This window comes from Aeromonas caviae (assembly GCF_000819785.1).
Lineage (GTDB): Bacteria > Pseudomonadota > Gammaproteobacteria > Enterobacterales > Aeromonadaceae > Aeromonas > Aeromonas caviae.
Map to the genome: position 1 here is coordinate 1 of NZ_CDBK01000108.1, position 18,912 is coordinate 18,912.

At 65.0% G+C, this 18,912-nt stretch carries 16 protein-coding genes; 10 read left to right on the forward strand and 6 right to left on the reverse strand.

Translation table 11 applies throughout. From position 1 onward, the window contains the following. Positions 1-54: 54 nt before the first annotated feature. Together BN1120_RS19725 and BN1120_RS19730 are read right to left on the reverse strand one after the other, a co-directional pair. Complete coding sequence (locus BN1120_RS19725; protein WP_042017677.1) at positions 55-1,629, reverse strand: sensor domain-containing diguanylate cyclase; 1,575 nt, start codon at positions 1,627-1,629, stop codon at positions 55-57. A 101-nt stretch (positions 1,630-1,730) separates the two neighbouring features. Beyond that, complete coding sequence (locus BN1120_RS19730) at positions 1,731-2,648, reverse strand: LysR family transcriptional regulator (RefSeq protein WP_042017678.1); 918 nt, start codon at positions 2,646-2,648, stop codon at positions 1,731-1,733. Between the two features lie 163 nt (positions 2,649-2,811). Here BN1120_RS19730 and BN1120_RS19735 point away from each other — a divergent pair, with 163 nt between their 5' ends. Beyond that, entirely contained in the window at positions 2,812-4,245 is a 1,434-nt protein-coding gene (locus tag BN1120_RS19735) for a glycoside hydrolase family 1 protein (protein WP_042017679.1), read from the forward strand. 95 nt (positions 4,246-4,340) lie between these two features. Here BN1120_RS19735 and BN1120_RS19740 read toward each other — a convergent pair whose 3' ends face one another. After that, positions 4,341-5,099, reverse strand: a complete 759-nt coding sequence (locus BN1120_RS19740; protein WP_010674615.1) for an SDR family NAD(P)-dependent oxidoreductase — start codon at positions 5,097-5,099, stop codon at positions 4,341-4,343. A 130-nt stretch (positions 5,100-5,229) separates the two neighbouring features. Between BN1120_RS19740 and BN1120_RS19745 the strand changes: the two genes are divergently transcribed. Next, positions 5,230-6,165 carry a LysR family transcriptional regulator gene (locus BN1120_RS19745; protein ID WP_042017680.1) on the forward strand — a complete coding sequence of 312 codons (936 nt, stop codon included), beginning with the start codon at positions 5,230-5,232 and terminating at the stop codon, positions 6,163-6,165. Here BN1120_RS19745 and BN1120_RS19750 read toward each other — a convergent pair. After that, the gene (locus tag BN1120_RS19750; RefSeq protein ID WP_042017681.1) at positions 6,145-7,155 is read right to left on the reverse strand and encodes a helix-turn-helix transcriptional regulator; all 1,011 of its coding nucleotides are present in this window, start codon (positions 7,153-7,155) and stop codon (positions 6,145-6,147) included. The genes BN1120_RS19745 and BN1120_RS19750 overlap by 21 nt on opposite strands. A 231-nt stretch (positions 7,156-7,386) precedes the next feature. Between BN1120_RS19750 and BN1120_RS19755 the strand changes: the two genes are divergently transcribed. The 4 genes from BN1120_RS19755 to BN1120_RS19770 all read left to right on the forward strand — a co-directional run bounded on the left by BN1120_RS19755 (position 7,387) and on the right by BN1120_RS19770 (position 12,777). Further along, on the forward strand, positions 7,387-9,423 hold the full coding sequence (locus BN1120_RS19755) for a glycoside hydrolase family 3 protein (RefSeq protein WP_042017682.1): 2,037 nt from the start codon (positions 7,387-7,389) through the stop codon (positions 9,421-9,423). A gap of 254 nt (positions 9,424-9,677) precedes the next feature. Next, entirely contained in the window at positions 9,678-10,727 is a 1,050-nt protein-coding gene (locus BN1120_RS19760; RefSeq protein ID WP_080768129.1) for a sensor domain-containing diguanylate cyclase, read from the forward strand. A gap of 179 nt (positions 10,728-10,906) precedes the next feature. Next, entirely contained in the window at positions 10,907-11,764 is an 858-nt protein-coding gene (gene nfo / locus BN1120_RS19765; protein WP_041215226.1) for a deoxyribonuclease IV, read from the forward strand. Positions 11,765-11,799: 35 nt separating this feature from the next. Next, entirely contained in the window at positions 11,800-12,777 is a 978-nt protein-coding gene (locus BN1120_RS19770; RefSeq protein WP_041215225.1) for a Gfo/Idh/MocA family protein, read from the forward strand. 85 nt (positions 12,778-12,862) lie between these two features. Here the strand turns inward: BN1120_RS19770 and BN1120_RS19775 are convergent, their stop codons facing one another. Continuing rightward, on the reverse strand, positions 12,863-13,747 hold the full coding sequence (locus tag BN1120_RS19775) for a LysR substrate-binding domain-containing protein (protein ID WP_039039086.1): 885 nt from the start codon (positions 13,745-13,747) through the stop codon (positions 12,863-12,865). Positions 13,748-13,850: 103 nt separating this feature from the next. Between BN1120_RS19775 and BN1120_RS19780 the strand changes: the two genes are divergently transcribed. The 4 genes from BN1120_RS19780 (at position 13,851) to BN1120_RS19795 (ending at position 18,146) form a co-directional block, all read left to right on the forward strand. Further along, positions 13,851-14,831, forward strand: coding sequence for a TDT family transporter (locus BN1120_RS19780; RefSeq protein ID WP_042017687.1), 981 nt, complete (start codon positions 13,851-13,853; stop codon positions 14,829-14,831). A gap of 220 nt (positions 14,832-15,051) precedes the next feature. After that, the gene (locus BN1120_RS19785) at positions 15,052-16,041 is read left to right on the forward strand and encodes a lipid A biosynthesis (KDO)2-(lauroyl)-lipid IVA acyltransferase (protein WP_042017683.1); all 990 of its coding nucleotides are present in this window, start codon (positions 15,052-15,054) and stop codon (positions 16,039-16,041) included. Between the two features lie 154 nt (positions 16,042-16,195). Further along, positions 16,196-17,191, forward strand: coding sequence for an LpxL/LpxP family acyltransferase (locus BN1120_RS19790; RefSeq protein WP_041215911.1), 996 nt, complete (start codon positions 16,196-16,198; stop codon positions 17,189-17,191). A 94-nt stretch (positions 17,192-17,285) separates the two neighbouring features. Beyond that, the gene (locus BN1120_RS19795) at positions 17,286-18,146 is read left to right on the forward strand and encodes a PA4780 family RIO1-like protein kinase (protein ID WP_042017684.1); all 861 of its coding nucleotides are present in this window, start codon (positions 17,286-17,288) and stop codon (positions 18,144-18,146) included. Between the two features lie 60 nt (positions 18,147-18,206). Here the strand turns inward: BN1120_RS19795 and BN1120_RS19800 are convergent. Continuing rightward, positions 18,207-18,912: pirin family protein (locus tag BN1120_RS19800; protein WP_042017685.1), on the reverse strand; the 706-nt coding region annotated here is incomplete at its 5' end.

Here is an 18,912-nt window from a genome sequence, read left to right on the forward strand (position 1 = left end):
ATTGGGACATAGCCTTTTTTATGGCCGAACGGTGTCCGGCAAAGCCTGGGCCGATCAGCCCAGGGCCACCACCACGCAGTTTCGGCCCTGGCTCTTGGCATCATAGAGCGCCTTGTCCGCCTCCTTGAGCACGGCGGCGATGCTGGTGGCATCCGCCCCCCAGTGGGCGACGCCGAGGGAGATGGTGATGTGGCCAGCTACCTCCATGTCGTGGCTCGCCACCCGGGTACGCAGGCGCTCGGCGATCTTCTGCGCCTGTGCAAGGGAGACCCCGGGCAGCAGCAGCAGGAACTCCTCGCCGCCGCTTCGACACAAGGCGGCATCGGAACGCAGATCCTGCTGCATCAGGGTGGCGAGGGAGACGATGACGGCATCCCCCACGTCGTGACCGAAGCGGTCGTTGATGGCCTTGAAGTGATCGATGTCCAGGGCAATCACCGTCAGGGGCTGACGGTCGACCTCGTACTCGTCCAGCATCTGCTGCATGGCCCGGCGGTTGAACAGGCCCGTCATGGGATCGGTGTGGCTGTCGGTGTGAAGCTTGTCGATCTTGGTGTTGAGCAGCCCCAGCCCCTTGAGGATGGCCTGCTTCAACTGGGCCGCTTCGAAATACCAGGCGCGGATCCCCGAGATGCTGGTGGCGGCCCCCTGCTGATCCATGAGCCCGGCCCGGTTGGCCAGTTGCCGCAAGGGTCTGGCGATGATGGTGGCCGAGAGCCAGATGACGAAAAGAATGAAGAGGGTGACCGGGATCATACCCTTGAGGATCTCCAGCATCTGTTCATCCAGGCCGGCCAGGGTGGCGCTGCGGGGGCGCTGGGCCACTATCCCCCAGCCTGCGTCCGCCACCGGGGCAAAGCCTGCCAGCATCTCGCTGCCCCGGGAGTTGAGCACGCTTTGCGCGCCATCCTGTCCCTTGAGCACCGCATCCACCACCCGGTTCTTGCCAATCTTCTGGCCGATGCGCTCCGGGTTCGGGTGATAGATGAGGGTGCGCTGGCGGTCCACCACATAAAGATAAGAACCATCCTGGTAGTAGTGCTGCCCCAGCAGGCTGGAGAGCACGCTGGCGGACTCCAGATAGATGGTGCCGGCAACATAGCCGAGGTAGCGCTTGTCTGCCGAGAAGATGGGGTGGGAGAGGCTGATGAGGTAGTTGCCAGTGAGGGAGACCAGGGGATCCGCGATGAGGGGCTGCTGGCTTGCCAGGGTCCGGCTCGCATTGGCCGAGGTGAGCTTGACCCCTTTCACATGCAACGCCTCGGGAGAGACGGCGACGATGACGGAATCGGTGTTCACGATGGCCACCGAGTTGAAGGTGTTGGTCTGCTGGCGCAACTGGCCCGCCACCTCCTCGAGTCCATGAAGGTCGTTGCCTTGCAGCAAGGGGGCGAGCCGGGCCGCGCCATAGGCCAGCTGTCCCTGGGCCGAGCGCAGCATGGTCTCGGTGGAGGCGGCGAGCTTGGTGGCATAGACCCGGTTTGCCTCCAGGGTGCTGTCGATGAGCAGTTGTCTTTGTGCCTGATAGATGGCGTAAAAGCTGTTGCCAAAGGTTGCCAGCACGCCGATGACGGCCAGCGCAAGGATGAGGCGATGCAGATCAAACCTCAGCAGCCAGTGAGAGTGCATGAACGAAACGGATCCTTGTCGTGGCGTCGGGGCAGTGCGGCAATTTTAAGGGGGGTGTCCGCCCAATGCCATCGTTAATGTGATTCTCGAATGGTTCCCTTTCATGGGGTGTCCTGGGTGGGTGCCCCGTTCCCTGCCGTCATGAGGCCGGTGAGGGCGGGATCCGCCAGCTCCGCCACCGTCTGCCAGAAGGGGGCGACGAGGGGATTGTCGTTGCCCGGCGGGCGAATGAGCCCGATGATCCAGCTCGCGTCGGCCTCCCCGAGGGGCAGGGTCAGCACATCGGGATGCTCAATGGTGGTGGAGGAGGGGACCAGGGTCCAGGCGATGCCGGCCGCCGCGGTGGCGATGCCGGCGGCGAAGTCGTTCACGTACTGGATGTCCTGAAAGCGCAGGCCGCTCTGGGCGAGGTAATGGATGAACTGATCGTAAAAAGAGGGGGCCTTGTCCCGGCGCAGGATGGCTAGCGGCTTCTCCTGCAGATCGGCGAGCCCCGCCACCCCCTGATAGCCTGCGGGCAGCACGGCGACGAAATGGGCGCGCACCACGGGCAGCACCGGCCAGCCCTTGGGGGCGGGCAGGCGGCAGAAGCCGAGATCCAGCCGGCCCTCCGCCAGCGCCAGCAACTGGTGATGGGTGGAGAGATCGTTGAGCTCGATGGCGACCCCGGGGCGGCTGGCCCGAAAGCGGGCGATGGCGGCGGGCACCAGCAGCTTGGTGGCGACCCCGAAGCCGATGCGCAGAGTACCCGCGTGGCCCGCCAGCACGTCGCGGGCGCTGCGGGCGAGCTGCTCGCTCTGGGCCACCAGGGTGCAGGCGTCAGCGTAAAGGGCGCGCCCAAGCACCGTCAGCCGGGTGCTGCCGGCGTTGCGCTCGAACAGCTCGCCGCCAAGGTCCGCCTCCAGCCGGCGGATCTGCTTGCTCAGGGCCGACTGGGTGACGTGCTGGCGCGCCGCCGCCTGACCAAAGTGCAATACCTCCCCCAGGGTGACGAAGGCTTTCAGGTCTCTCAACTCCATGGTGCCTCGCTTGATTCCAAATAGGAATGATAGGTGGTCATATTTGTCATTGGACGGAATTCTAGAAGTGTTGGATGCTGGTGCCAACTCATTTCGGGCCCCTGTACGGGGCCGACGTATCACGGGATGGCCCCCGCCATCCGCGCAGAAGGAGCAACACCAGATGCATCATCACAAGTTCAATGACTTCCCGAACGGTTTCCTCTGGGGCGCCGCCTCCGCCGCCTATCAGGTGGAAGGGGCCTGGAACGAGGAGGGCAAGGGCCCCTCGGTATGGGACAGCTTCACCAAGCTGCCGGGCAAGACCTTTGAAGGGAGCAACGGAGACGTGGCGGTGGATCACTACCACAGGGTGGAAGAGGACGTGGCGCTGATGGCCGAGATGGGGCTCAAGGCCTATCGCTTCTCGGTGAGCTGGCCGCGCATCTACCCGACGGGGCGTGGCGAGGTGAACGAGGCGGGGCTCGCCTTCTACGACAGGCTCATCGACACCCTGCTGGCCCATGGCATCGAGCCGGTGCTGACCCTCTATCACTGGGATCTCCCCCAGGCCCTGCAGGATGAGTACGGCGGCTGGGAAGACAGGCGCATCATCGACGACTTCGAGCGCTATTGCGTGACCCTCTATCAGCGCTTCGCCGGCAAGGTGAAGTACTGGGTGTCGCTCAACGAGCAGAACTACAACCTGACCAACGCCTACCAGCTGGGCACCCATCCTCCCGCCGTGCAGGACAGAAAGCGTTTCTTCGCCGCCAACCACATCGCGTTTCTCGCCAATGCCCGGGTCATCAAGGCGTTTCGCCAGCACGTGCCAAACGGCCTGATCGGGCCGAGCTTTGCATACTCCCCCGCCTATCCGGCCTCCTGCGCCCCGAGCGACATGCTGGCGTTCGAGAATGCCGAGGAGTTCACCAACCTCTGGTGGCTGGATGCCTACTGCTTCGGCCGTTACCCCCAGGCGGCACTCGCCTATCTGCGGGAGACCGGCGAGGCGCCGGAGATCCTGCCGGGCGATCTCGAGCTCTTGCGCGAAGGCACCCCCGACTACATCGGGGTCAACTACTACTACACCCTGACCTTCACCGACAACCCCCTCGGCGGCCAGACGATGCAGCGCATCAACACCACGGGCAAGAAGGGCACTACGCCCTCCAGCGGCATTCCCGGCCTCTACAAGACGGCCCCCAATCCGCACCTTGAGACCAGCAACTGGGACTGGGCCATCGATCCCACCGGGATGCGCATCGCCCTGCGCCGGCTCTCCTCCCGCTACGCCTTGCCGCTGATGATCACCGAGAACGGCCTAGGGGAGTTCGACAAGCTGGAAGCCGGGGACAAGGTGAACGACGACTACCGTATCGCCTATCTGCACAGCCACCTCAAGGCGTGCCAGGAGGCGATGCAGGACGGGGTCGAGCTGATTGGATATTGCGCCTGGTCCTTCACCGACATCCTGAGCTGGCTCAACGGCTACCAGAAGCGCTACGGCTTTGTCTACGTGGACAGAGACGAGCAGGGAGGGTCTCTTCGTCGCATCAAGAAAGAGAGCTTCCACTGGTACAGCCAGGTCATTGCAAGCGGTGGCAAGACCCTGTAACGGGCCCGGTGCGCCGCCCCTCGTCTGCCCAATGCCGGAAGGCCCCCTCGTCGGAGGGGGCCTTCCTTGTTTGTGCAGCAGGCAACCATGACCGCCTAGATAAACATGCCGCCCGAGGCTTCGATGCGCTGGGCGGTGATCCAGCGGCAGTCATCGGAGAGCAGGGCGGCGATGGCGCCACCGATGTCGTCGGGCTGACCCACCCGGCCAAGGGCGGTCTGGCTCGCGAGAAAGTCGTTGACCCCCTTGTTGTCGCGCACCACGCCGCCGCCAAAATCGGTCTCGATGGCGCCGGGGGCCAGCACGTTGACCGCGATGCCCCTGGGGCCCAGCTCCTTGGCCAGATACTGGGTGAGCACCTCGACGCCCCCCTTCATGGCGGCGTAGGCGGCATAACCCGGCATGGCGAAGCGGGTGAGGCCGGTGGAGAGGTTGAGGATGCGACCGCCGTCTGCCAGGAGGGGCAGGAGCGCCTGGGTCAGGAAGAAGGTCCCCTTGAGGTGGATGTTGAGCAGGGTGTCGAACTGCTGCTCCGTGGTCTGCTCAAAGCTGGCATGAATGCCGATCCCGGCGTTGTTGACCAGGAAGTTGAAATGGGTGCGCTGCCACTCCCGGGCGAGCAGTTGCGTCACCTCCTCTGCAAAGGCCGCGAAGGTGGCGCTCTCGCCCACGTCCAGTGCCAGGGCATGGGCCCGAACGCCAAGGGCGCGGGCCTGGGTCACCACCGCCTCCGCCTCTGCGGCCTGGCTGCGGTAGGTGATGATGAGGTCGACGCCTTTGGCGGCGAGGGCCAGGGCCCCGTGCTTGCCAAGGCCGCGGCTGGCCCCGGTGATGAGGGCGATGGGTCTGGTCATGGTATGACTCCTGTCAGGGTGGCGGACACAGGCTCGATACGAGCCGACCGGATCACTGTATTGTTCCTTTTAAACTGGATAAATAGCGTGATAATAGAATCACTGTTCCGTTTATCGAGACAATCAGACCATGGATCAACTGGATGCGATGAGAGCCTTCGTGCGGGTTGCCGAGCTGGAGAGTTTTACCCGCTGTGCCGAGCAGACGGGCATCCCCAAGGCGACCCTCTCTGCCGCCATCCGCCGGCTGGAGGAGCGCATGGGGACCCGGCTCCTGCTGCGTACCACGCGGCGGGTGCAGCTCACCACGGACGGCCAGCTCTGCTATGCCAGATGCCGGGAGCTTTTGGCGGACATGGAGGAGTTTGACGGCCTGTTTCGCCAGGGGGGGCAGATCTCGGGACAACTGCGGGTCGACATGCCAAGCCGGATGGCCCGCCACCTGGTGATCCCGGCCCTGCCGGACTTTCTGGCGCAGCATCCCGCCTTGCAACTGATGCTGAGCAGCACGGACAGGCGAGTGGATCTGGTGCGCGAGGGGTTTGACTGCGTGGTGCGGGTCGGGGGGCTTGAGCCTTCCAGCCTGGTGGCCAGGCCCCTTGGTCACTATCGCCAGATCAACTGTGCCAGCGCAGGCTACCTGGCTCGCCACGGGGTGCCCCGCACCCTTGGGGATCTGGCGGGCCACCGGCTGGTGCACTATGGTCCCGGGTTTGGTGCCGGGCAGGGGCGCAGCGAGCCCGGCTTTGAATACCTGGCGGAAGATGGCCGCCGCGCCCTGCTGCCCATGGCGGGGGCCCTCATGGTCAATGACAGCGAGACCTACCTGGCGGCGGCGCTGGCGGGGCTCGGCATCATCCAGATGCCGCGGGTGGGGGTCGAATCCCTGCTCGCGGGGGGCGAGCTGGTGAGCATCCTGCCCCAGTGGCAGCCGCCGCCGCTCCCCATCCACGCCCTCTATGCTCATCGCCGCCAACTGGCCCCCAGGGTCCAGCTCTTCATCCACTGGCTGGCGGGGTTGCTCGCCGCCCATCTCGGGGGCACCTCAGAGGCGGCTGCGCCTTGAGCGAAATTCCCTCGGCGAGAGGGCAAACGCCTCCCGAAAGAAGCGGGTAAAGCTGCTCTGGCGGGCAAAACCCAGGCGCTCCCCCACGGTCTGCAGGGGGAGGGCGGGATCCTGCAACAGGCGACAGGCTTCCTCCCGGCGCACCCGCTCCAGCAGACCCGAGAAGTGGCACCCTTCCTCCCGCAGATGGCGGTTGAGGGTCCAGCGGGTCAGCTTGAGGTGCTCGCACACCCCATCGAGCAGAGAGGAGGCCTCGGCGCTCTCTTGCCACAGCTGCTGGCGAATGAGTGTCATCACCCTGTCCCGGTAGCGGCTGCTTGGGCGAAGCTGGGCCATCTGCCGGTCGAGCTCCCCGAGCAGCAGGGGTTGCAGGGGCAGGTTGCACTGCCCGTGGGCGAGATCGAGCAAGGCGGCGGGAAAGCGCAGCTCGAAGGCCGCCCCCTGTTGCAACCGCCCTTCCAGCCAGCCTGCCAGCTCACGCCACAGTCTGGGGCGTACCGGGGTGGGCAGCACCAGCAGCCCCTGGCCCGGGTGGTAGAACTGGAGCAGGGCATAGAGGTGGCAGAGGTTGGCCAGGCTGCTCAGGGCGATGACGTCCGGATGATCGGACTCCGAGTGGTAGCTGATCCTGGCCTGTCCCTCTTCTTCTTGCAGGCGGATCTCGTCGCTCTCGCCGATAAGGGGGCGGTAGGCGAGGAAGAAGTGCAGGGCCTGGCGAAGGGTGGCGGCGTTGCAGCACAGGCTCGCCAGCGACATGAAGTCGGCAAAGAGACCGGGGAGGGCGGGGGGCGTCCAGTCGAGGGCCAGATCCACGTGGGGGGCTGCCCCGGCCAGCAGACGGAAGTGGCGCCCGGTGTCGAGCCGCCCCTGGGGGAGCAGCAGCTCTTCGTGGGCGATACCGCAGGGGTGCAGGAGGGCAGCAGGATCCCGCCCGCGGGCCTGCCAGTGGTTGAGGCAGTGCAGGGCAATCCGGTTGGAGACGGTCTTCACGGCAAAAATCCTTGTCAGCGGTGGCCCACCATCATCGACCAACGGCGGCGGATTGCCGTGAGCCAGCGCCGCTTTCATGTTTCAGATTTGTAACCAAGGGTAACCCTGCAACCCTTTTCACACTTTTCAATCCTGCTCCCAACCGACAACTTCCTGCACCCGACGGGCAAGTGAGAGGGGCCGCTTTTGCATAGAGTGGCCACTCCTACACACACAAGGAAGATAACAACAATGAAACACCACTCGCTCTCCCGAACCCGTGTCGCCCTCGCCATCGGGGCCCTGCTGCTGGCAGGGTGCAACGACAACGACTCCACCCCCAAGCCCGAGCAGCCGGTTCTGGGCCACCGCACCGTCACCCTCATCGAGCAGGACGGCCTGCAATTCAAGGATCTCGATGGCAGCGGCACCCTGACCCCCTACGAGGACTGGCGCCTCGGCGCCGCCGAGCGGGCCCGGGATCTGGTGGGCAGGCTCACCCTGGCCCAGAAGGCAGGGTTGATGATGCACGGCACCCTGGTGCTGGACGGGGCGGGGCGGGTGAACCTCGCGGCCATGGACAAGATGCTGCGCGAGGATGGGGTCAACACCTTCATCACCCGCATGGCCGGTGATCCGGCGGCCATCGCCGCGGACAACAACACCCTGCAGGCCCTGCTGGAAGGGGTGGGATTCGGTATTCCCATGACGGTGAGCACGGATCCCCGCAACCACTTCACCCATGATCCCAACGCCACCAGCATCGGTGCCGGGGCCTTCTCCCAGTGGCCCGAAACCCTGGGGCTGGCCGCCATCGGCGATGCCGCCCTGGTGCAGCGCTTTGGCGATATCGCCCGTCAGGAGTACCGGGCCGTCGGCATCCACGAGGCCCTCTCGCCCCAGGCGGATCTTGCGACCGAGCCGCGCTGGGGGCGCATCAACGGCACCTTCGGGGAAGACAACCTGCTCGCCAAGTCCCTGGTCAAGGCCTACATCGAGGGCTTCCAGCAGGGGAGCGAGGGGATAGGAAAGGAGAGCGTGGTCACCGTGGTCAAGCACTTCGCCGGGGCAGGTCCCCAGAAGGACGGGCTGGATGCCCACAACCCCTGGGGCAAGGAGCAGATCTACCCCGGCGGTCAGTTCGCCTACCACCTGGTGCCCTTCGAGGGCGCCTTCGAGGCCAGGGTAGCCGCTGTGATGCCCTATTACGCCATGCCCCTGGGACTGACCCAGGATGGGCAGCCCGTCGAGGAGGTGGGGTTTGGCTTCAACCGCCAGATCATCACGGATCTGTTGCGGGGCCACTTCAAGTTTGACGGCGTGGTGCTGAGCGACTGGGGCATCGTCAATGACTGTGACAGCCGCTGCGAGCAGGGGTTGACCCAGGATGAAGTCAATGCCGGAGTGAGCCCCTGGACCGTGCCCTTTGGCATGTCCTGGGGAGTGGAGAAGCTCACCAAGGCCGAGCGTTATGCCAAGGCCATCGACGCCGGGGTGGATCAGTTCGGTGGCGTGGAAGATCCGGCTCCCCTGCTGGCGGCGGTGCAGAGCGGTCTGGTGACCGAGGCGGCCATCACCACTTCGGCCGAGCGGATCCTGGCCCAGAAGTTTGCCCTCGGGCTCTTCGAGAATCCCTATGTGGATGCCGAGGCCGCGGTGGCCCTGGTGGGCAAGACCGAGTTCCAGCAAGAGGCCCAGGCCGCCCAGGCCGCGTCCCACGTGCTGCTGAAGAACGAGGGGGCCCTGCTGCCGCTGAAGGCGGACGGCAAGCGGGTCTACCTGCACAATGTCAACGCCGAGGTGGCCAGGGCCAACGGCTATACGGTGGTGACGAACCTGGCCGACGCGGAGCTTGCCATCGTGCGGGTCAACGCCCCGGGCGAGCAGGATCCCCGTTTCCCGTTTGGCAGCATCCACTTTGGCCAGCTCGGTTTTGCCAGCAATGATCAAGTGGTGCAGGAGACGGCCCACGATGGGGTCTACCGCGGCGCGGATGACTATGCGGCCATCCAGGCCATCGAGCAGGCCGGGGTGCCCATGGTGCTCTCCGTCTATCTGGACAGACCCGCCATCCTGACCGAGGTGGCCCCGGCGGCCCGGGTGCTGCTCGCCAACTTCGGCGCCCTGGATCAGGCCCTGTTCGATGTCATGAGCGGCACCCAGAAGGCACGCGGCAAGCTCCCCTTCGAGCTGCCCTCCAGCTGGCAGGCGGTGCTGGCCCAGTCCCCGGACGTGGCCAAGGACTCACAAAGCCCGCTCTATCCCTACGGGGCCGGTCTGGCCTATTGACGGACAGGGATGTTCTGTCTCTCATCAAGGCGCCTTCGGGCGCCTTTTTCATGGGGCGGTGGTGATGGCCACGCCTGTTGGCCAGCGCTGCTGGTGGGAGAGAATGTGGTACAGATGAGGAGCATTTCAGAACCAGCCCGGTTGTTATACTCTGGGGCACCCATGAGAGGGGCACTGGCAAATAATATCTGGACACCTGGCGGCCGGCATATCGGACAGCGTGGGCGGCAATAATAAAAATGGGCGAGGTAGCTATGCACCATCACAATAACGAAAAAATATTTGATCCAGATTTTTTGTCCAGCCTGGGGCCCGGCAAGACAATCACCATCCCGGTCACCTTTATTCAGGACCTGACCAGGGCCGCGTCCCTTCAGGATGTATTGAACGTGATGGCGAAGTGGATATTCCATCTTTTTTCTGCCGAACGGGTCAGCATCACCATCAAGGAAAATGAAGACTCCCTGACGCTCTATTCGGTGATGGGCAACAATGCCATTCCCATGGATTTTCTGGTGCCCATTCAAGGGACCATGGTGGGCCGGGTATTTTCGACCGGCATGCTGAGAATATGCGACGACCTGGCCCAGTCCGCGGATCTCGATTGCGAGATGCTCTCCCGGCACGGCATGGGCTGCTGCATGGATGCCCCCATGATTCAGGGGACGGTCAGTATCGGGACCCTGAATGTCGCCCACCACGAGAAGGGCTATTACACCGCCGACCACGCCATGGTATTGCAATGTCTGGCGAACTGGCTGGCCCTCAATATCCAGCTGCACCTTCAAATCGTCGACATGGAGCAGCAGGCCTGCACGGATTATCTGACGGAGACCGCCAATCGCCGGGCCTTCATGAATGAGGGAGAACGGCGGCTGATATTGTCCAGGCTGACGGACACCCCTTTTATCATCGCCATTCTGGATCTGGACCATTTCAAACGTCTCAATGACCGATATGGTCATGTCGCCGGGGATCATGCATTGAAGGCGGTGGCCAGCCTCGTCAAGGGCAACATGAGGCAGGAGGATATCTTCGCCCGCATCGGGGGAGAGGAATTTGCCATGATCATGACGGGGGGTGACAGCGAGCCCCCGTTTTCGGTGCTCGACCGCCTTCGCGCCCTCATCGAGGCCCAGGTGATCGAGTACGAGGGCGAGTCCATCAGGCTGACCGCGAGCATCGGGTATTCATCCTCGTCACCTGAAGACGGCGCCCTCAGCACCCTTCTCAAGCGGGCGGATGATGCCCTCTACGCCGCGAAACGGCGGGGCCGCAACCGGGTGGAATTCACTCCCGGCTAGTGCAATGCCCGGCGAGGGCAGGGAAGAGAGTGTCCCTGGGCGCCTTCGGGCGCCTTTTCCATTGCCCCCATCGACAATCCCGGTTTGGCGCAAGGGGTTGGCTTGGGCATAATGGCGCCCTGGCAACGGGTGCGGTGGCCAGCGCGGCAGGCACCCGGTCACAGTGCACAGGAGATGAGATGAAATTTATCGGAGCCCACGTCAGTGCGGCGGGCGGGGTGGAAAATACCATCGCCCGGGCCAAAGCCATCGGGGCCAACGCCTTCGCCCTGTTTACCAAAAACCAGCGCCAGTGGCAGGCGGCGCCCCTCTCCGAGGCCAGCATTCGCGCCTTCAAGGCCGCCTGCGAGAAGGAGGGCTTTCGCCCCGAGCAGATCCTGCCCCACGACAGCTACCTCATCAACCTGGGTCATCCCGACCCCGACGCCCTCGCCAAGTCCCGGGATGCGTTTCTGGACGAGATGAAGCGCTGCGAGCAACTGGGGCTGTGCTACCTGAACTTCCACCCGGGCAGCCATCTCAAGCAGATCCCCGAGGCGGTGAGCCTCAAGCTCGTGAGCGAGTCCATCAACTGGGCGCTGGAGCGCAGCGAAGGGGTGACTGCGGTGATCGAGAATACCGCCGGCCAGGGTACCAACCTCGGCTGGTCGTTCGAGCATCTGGCCACCCTCATCGACGGGGTAGAGGACAAGAGTCGGGTCGGCGTCTGCTTTGACACCTGCCACGCCTTCGCCGCCGGTTACGATCTGCGTACCCCCGAGGGGTGCGAGGCGGTGTTTGCCGACTTCGACCGCATCGTGGGGTTCGAGTACCTCAAGGGGATGCATATCAACGGCGCCAAGTGTACCTTCGGTAGTCGGGTCGACCGTCACCACAGCCTGCGGGAGGGCAACCTCGGCGAGGCGGTGTTCCACCACATCATGAACGACGACCGTTTTGACGGCATCCCGCTTATCCTCGAGACCATCGACGAGTCCATCTGGGGCGAGGAGATAAGCTGGCTGCGCAGCCTGGCCGGGAGCCCGCGCCCGGCGTGATGCCGGGGTCCACCATTGGGTAGCAAGGAGAGACGATGCACGACGAGACAAGGGCGCCCCTGCGCTTTGGCATTGCCGGGGCGGGGGCCATCGCCCGGCGTTTTTGCCGCGATGTGAACGGGCACGCCAGGGGAGCCGAGGTGGTGGCCATCGCCGCCCGGGACCAGGGACGGGCGGACGAGTTCGCCCGGGATCTGGGGCTGCCCCACGCCTATGGCAGCTATGAGGCCCTGGCCGCCAGCCCCGAGGTGGAGGCCGTCTATGTGGCGGTCATCCACCCGGAGCACGCGGGCCTGGTGAGGCAGATGCTGCTGGCGGGCAAGCACGTACTGGTGGAGAAACCGGCGGTGACCCGGGTAGCGGATTGGGACGCCCTGGTGGCGCTCGCCCACGCACGGGGCCTGCTGCTGCTCGAGGCCATGAAGGTAATGTGCTTCCCCGCCATGCGCGCCCTGTTGCAGCGCCTGCCCCTGCTGCCGCCGCCGCGCGAGCTGCGGGCGGCGTTCGGTTCGGCCCAGCCGAAGGTGGGCAAGCTGTTCGATCCGGCGCTGGATGGCGGCGCTGCCTGGGACGTGGGGGTCTATCCCCTCTGGCTCCATGCCGCCCTCTGCCATCGGCTGGGGCTGGGCTGCCCCGCCCCCGAGGTGACGCTGACGCGGGCTCCGGGGGAGGTGGATCTCGCCGCCAGCTTCACGTTCGATGAGCCGTTTCGGGCCGAACTCGGGGCCTCCATCATCGAGGATCTCGAGCGGGAAGCGTCCTTGTCCGGGGAGGGGTGGCGCCTGGTCATCGAGGGCAAGTGGTGGAATCCCCAGCACATTCGCTGGCAAGGGGGGCCTGCCCCCGTCATCTGGCCGGCGGACATCTATCTGCCGGTGGAGGGGGGCGGCATGCAGCACGAGGCGGATCACTTCGCCGATTGCCTGCGCCACCGGCTGCTGGACTCCCCCTGGGTGCCCCAGGCCGTGACCCGGCAGGTGCTCGGCTGGATTGAAGGGGGACTCGCCGGCTGAGGCCGGGGAAGGGCTGATGGCCGGGGAGAGCATCGGCTGAACGACAAGGGCGCCAATGGCGCCCTTGTCGTATCCGAAGGGCTTCTCACGCCAGGGTCTGGGCGCGGCAGAAGGCCAGGAAGCGGCGCAGGGCGGCGGAGTGGAACTTCTGCTTGTGCCAGACGAGGGAGAGCTGGCGTGGGAAGCGGCGACTCGGGGTGAGGGCCACCAGGCGCCCCTGTGCCAGTCGATCCGCCACCGCGAGGCGGGAGATGAAGGAGATGCCGAGCCCCTTCTCCACCGCCAGCATCACCGCCTCCAGGGTATTGAGCTCTATCCCCGCCTGCCAGCGGGGCAGGTGGGGCTGGAGCTGCTGCTCGAACTGCTCGCGGCTGCCGGATTGCGCCTCGCGCAGCACCCAGGTTTCCCCGGCAAGCCGGCGCAGGGGCAGCTCGAGCTGATCCGCCAGGGGGTGACCGGGGGCGGCGATGATGAGCATCTCGTCCTCCAGCCAGGGTTCGCTCACCAGGTCCGGGTGGTGGTTCTCCCCCTCGATGAGGGCGAGATCCAGTTCGAAGTGGGCGAGGGCATGGCACAGGAGGTGGGTGTTGGCGATGGTGACCCTGGGGGCGGCCCCCAGCTCCTGGGCCCCCTCCGCCAGCAGGGCGGGCAGCAGGTAGTTGCCGATGGTCTGGCTGGCCCCGAGGTGCAGCTGGCCGCTCGGCTCGGCATCGGGGCTGAAGAGCTGCTCTATCTCCTGCATCCGGGTCAGCAGCTCCTCGGCGGCCGGTTGCAGCAGGCGCCCCTCGCTGTTGAGCTGAAGCCTCGGGTGCACCCGGTCGAACAGGGGCGTGGCGAGCTGGCGCTCCAGCTCCTGCAGCGACTGGGAGACGGCCCCCTTGCTCAGGCAGAGTTCATTGGCCGCGCCCCCCAGGTTACCGTGGCGGGCGATGGTGGCAAACACCTTGAGTTGTTGCAGGGTGAGCTTCATATCGTTTGATTTTCCTAAACGCTAAGTTCAATTCATTTAGATATCGTAAACGATAGACCCCCTTTATCCTATGCCCATCGTCATCATCAAGAGGGTATTCGCCATGATCGCAAGAACCCGCCGCTCCCTGGCCGCCGCCCCGACCCCCATGGCCGGTCTGGCTCTGGGGATCGCCAGCCTCGGCTGGTGCTGGGAAAATGCCGGTCAGTTCGATGGCCGTCTGCAACTGCTGGGGGCCGCCATCGCCGCCGTGCTGCTCCTCGTCCTGACCTTCAAGTTTCTGATCCACCCGCGCCTGCTGTGGCAGGATCTCGCCCATCCCGTAGTGGGCAGCGTGGTGCCCACCTACGCCATGGGGACCATGGTGGTCTCCAAGGCGGTCGGCCTGCTCGCCCCGACCCTGGGGCAGGGGCTCTGGCTGTTTGCGGTCATCATCCACCTCGTCTTCCTCGCCACTTTCGTCTGGCACAGGGCCAAAGCGTTTGAAATCCATCACATGGTGCCGAGCTGGTTCGTGCCGCCGGTGGGGATCATCGTGGCTGACGTGGCCTACCCGGGCGGTCCCTTCGCATCCCTGGCCACCGGCCTGCTCTGGTTCGGCATGGCCTGCTACGGCCTGATGCTGCCGCTGATGCTCTATCGCCTCATCTTCAGCCACGAGGTGCCGGATGCCGCCAAGCCCACCATCGCCATCCTGGCCGCCCCGGCGAGCCTGTCGCTGGCCGGCTACCTCACCGTGAGCCAGGATCCCTCCCTGCTGCTGGTGGCGGTGCTGCTCGGGATCGCCGTGCTGATGACCGGCATCATCTACCTGGCCTTCATCAAGCTGCTGCGCCTGCCGTTCTCGCCGGGTTACGCCGCCTTCACCTTCCCCCTGGTGATCGGGGCCACCGCCCTGTTCAAGGTGAGTCACCTGCTGTCGCAGTGGCCACAGGCGGCCCGCTATGCCGAGCAGCTCCATCAGCTGGCCTATCTGGAGCTGGGGGTGGCCACCCTGGTGGTGGGTTACGTGGCCCTGCGTTACCTGATGTTCTTCCTGCCGGCGGTGCAGGATGACCTGCCGGGGCAGCCCGCACGCCGCTAGGCACAAGGTTTTCATCCCCCCTTGTCATCGACCCCGCCCGTGCGGGGTCTGCCGTTCGTGATGCAGTGACACAGAGGGGAATCAAATGAAGCAGATTAATTTTGTCAATCCGTGAAGTGGCTTAAATAGTTGCCCATACAGGCGACATTCAGTTGGCGTTAACTGGTAATACCTGTCACGATGCGCGCCACTTTATCTTCCCATTGTTTTGTCGTGCCCCATGTCCTCATCTGATCCCGTGTTTGACGCCCGATTCCAGCCTCGTCTGCTGCACCCCCGTTACTGGTTGAGCTGGCTCGCCCTCGGCGCCATCGGTGTGCTCGCCTTCGTGCCCCCGCGCTGGCGGGATCGCCTGGCCGATGCTCTGACGCCCCTGGTATGCGCCATCTCGAAGAAGCAGATCTACATCGCCAGGACCAACCTCGCCATCTGCTTCAAGGAGAAGAGCGAGGCCGAGCGGGAGGCCATCCTGATGACCTCCATCCGGGTCGGCCTCAAGAGCCTGCTGGGCTTTGGCGAGTTCACCTGGCGCAGCCCCGCCCACGTGATGGGGCGGATCCAGGTCAGCGGTTGGGAACATATCGAGGAGGAGCAGGCCGCTGGCCGACCGGTGATCCTGGTGGTGCCCCACAGCTGGCCCATCGACGCGGCGGGCTACTACTTCGCCCAGCGGGGCCTGCCCATGTGCACCATGATGAAGAGCGCCCGCAACCCGGTGTTCGACTGGCACATCAACGGCGCGCGGGTCCGGCACGGCTGCCGCGTCTATGAGCGCAGCGCCGGCATCAAGCCGGTGATCAAGGCGGTGAAATCCGGTCTGAGCTTCTTCTATCTGCCGGATCAGGATCACGGCCGGGAGGCGAGCCTGTTCGCCCCCTTCTTCAACCACCCCAAGGCGACGTTGCCGGCCCTGCCACGGCTGGTGAAGCTGACCGGTGCCCGGGCCCTGCCGGTGCTGGCCTGCTATGACGAGCAGGCGCACGGCTACCGGTTGGAGGTCGAGGCTCCCTACGCAGACTACCCGAGCGGGGATCTGATGGCGGATACCTGCCGCATGAACGACAGCGTGGAGCGCCAGCTCTGCCGCCACCCGGGCCAGTACATGTGGTTCCTCAAGATCTTCGACACCCGTGAGGATCAGGTGGGGCCGGATGGCCTCTACGAAGAGGGGATCCGGCGCATCCGCCGGGGCCTAGCTCCTCACCCCTGAGCCTTGCGCTCACCCGGTGCAAAAATGTGGCCCCAAGCGGGCCACTTTTTATTTCTAACTTGTCTGATCAGTGACTTGGCGCGGGGGCGCTGTGCAGGGCAGGGTAGAAAAAGTTGTCAGGATCACTAAAATGACGGTCTGTTTTGATGATTCGATGGCGACCATGTCCGCACAAGATCCGGTGTTTGATACCTCTTTTCATCCGCGCCTGCTGCACCCCCGTCTGTGGGGCAGCTGGCTGGCCGTCGCCCTGCTCTCCCTGCTGGCCTGGGTGCCGGCAAGGGCACGGGACAAGCTGGCCGACTACCTGGCCCCCCTGCTGCTGCGCGTCTCCAGGAAGCAGGCCTACATCGCCGACACCAACCTCAAGATCTGCTTCCCCCATCTCGACGAGGCGGGCCGTCAGGCCCTGCTGCTGAAATCCATCCGGGTGGGGCTCAAGACCTTCCTGGGCTTTGGCGAGCTGACCTGGCGCAGCCCCGACTTCCTCAAGGGGCGCGTCAAGGTGAGCGGCTGGGAGCACGTGGAGGCGGAGCGGGCAGCCGGTCGCCCCATGATCTTCGTGGTGCCCCACACCTGGGCGGTGGACATGATTGGCCGCTACTTTCCCCTGCAGGGGATCAAGATGTGCACCATGATGAAAAGCCCCAAGGATGCGGTGTTCGACTGGTACATCAACCGCGAGCGCAGCAAGGGCGGGCGTATCTACGAGCGCAGCGTCGGCATCAAGCCCGCCATCAAGGCCCTGCGCAGCGGCGACAGCTTCTTCTATCTGCCGGATCAGGATCACGGCCGGGAGGCGAGCCTCTTCGTGCCCTTCTTCAACCACCCCAAGGCGACCCTGCCGGCCCTGCCCAAGCTGGTGAAGCTGACCGGTGCCCGCGCCGTGCCCATTCTGGCCTGCTACGACGAGGATCAGGGGTGCTACCGGCTGGAGATCGAGGCGCCGTTCGATCCTTATCCCACCGCGGATCTGGTGGCGGACGTCAACCAGATGAACCGCATGGTGGAGCAGCAGCTTGGCCGCTTCCCCGAGCAGTACATGTGGTTTCTCAAGATCTTCGAAACCCAGGAGCACGATCAGGGCGAGGACGGTCTCTACGAGGCGGGGATCCGCCGCATCCGCCAGGGGCTGCCACCGGAACCTTGATCGACACGGCCCCCTTGCGGGCCGTTTCTGACAGGGGTGGCAGGCCACCAGCAAACAGGTGCAAACAAGGTGCAAATAGGGTAAAAGGGCGGTCATGAAAATTCCAAATCGAATCCAACCTCTGGTTGATGACGGCCTGGTGGACGATGTCATCAGCCGGCTGATGAGCGGCAAAGAGGCCGACGTCTATGTGGTGCGCTGCGGCGACGAGATCCGCTGCGCCAAGGTCTACAAAGAGGCGTCAAAGCGCAGCTTCAAGCAGGCCGTGGTCTATCAGGAAGGGCGGCGGGTACGCAGCAGCCGCGATGCCCGCGCCATGGAGAAGGGCTCCAAGTACGGTCGCAAGCAGCACGAAGAGGTGTGGCAGAACACCGAGGTGGATGCCCTGTTCAAGCTGGCGGCGGCCGGGGTGCGGGTGCCCAGGCCCTATGTCTGCCTCGATGGCGTGTTGCTGATGGAGCTCATCACCGACGCCGACGGCAACGTCGCCCCCCGTCTCAACGACGTGGCCCTGACCCGTGAGCAGGCTCTGGTGGATCATGGCAAGGTGATCCGCTACGTGGTGCGCATGCTCTGCGCTGGCCTCATTCACGGGGATCTCTCGGAGTTCAACGTGCTGGTGGACGAAGAGGGGCCCGTCATCATCGACCTGCCCCAGGTGGTGGATGCCGCCGCCAACAACCAGGCCAGGGCCATGCTGGAGCGGGATGTCGACAATATGCGCAACTACTACGGCATGTATGCCCCCGAGCTGCTCAAGACCCGGTATGCCCGGGAGATGTGGTCCTTGTTCGAGGATGGCAAGCTGGGCCCCGAGACCGAGCTCACCGGCCTGTTCGAAGAGAGCCGGGAGGCCATCGATCTGGATGGCGTGCTGTACGAGATAGAGAGTGCCCAGGAGGAGGCCATGGCCCGCCGGGCCAGGTTGCAGGCGGAGCAGGAAGAGGGGTCCTGACGGGCCTTCATTCCAATCAACAAGAGCGCCATGGGCGCTCTTTTGTTTTTGGACCCTGGCTCAGAGCCCGGTCAGGGGCGGCGCCTTGAGACGGGGCCCCTGGTAACCCGTCACCTCGCCAAAGCGCGGATGACCGCTCTCCCAGTCGGCGGCGGCGGTGCGAATGGCCTCCTTGTCGACGCTCACGAAGTTCCACCAGATCTGCAGCGGTCTGGGCAGGGGTTCGCCGCCGATGAGCAGCAGCCGGGCACCCGGGCGCAGGGTCAGCACCACCTCCCGGTTGCCGAGGGGCAGGTAGAGCAGCTGCTCCGGGGCCAGGGCCTCCCCTGCGACGATGGTCTCCCCCGCGAGGGGAAAGAGGCCGTGCTCGAAGGCGAGGTCCAGGGGGAGGGTGATCTCGCCTCCCTCGGGGGCGTGCAGATCCAGCCCCAGAATGGGGGAGAAGTGCAGGGTGGGGGCGCGCTGGCTGCCGTGCTCGCCGATGAGCAGGGTGAGGGTGATCTCCCCTTGCTGCCAGCGGGGGAGCGTCGGGTAGTGATCGAAGCGGGGCGGGGTATGTTGATCCGCCTCGGGCAGGGCTATCCAGAGCTGGGCGGCGTGCAGATCGGGCTGGTTCGGGACCGACTCCTCCGTGTGGGCGATGCCCCGTCCTGCGGTCATCAGGTTCACTTGCCCCGGACGGATCACCTGCTTGCTGCCCAGGCTGTCCCGGTGGAGGATCTCCCCCTCCAGCATCCAGGTGAAGGTCTGCAGGGCGATGTGGGGG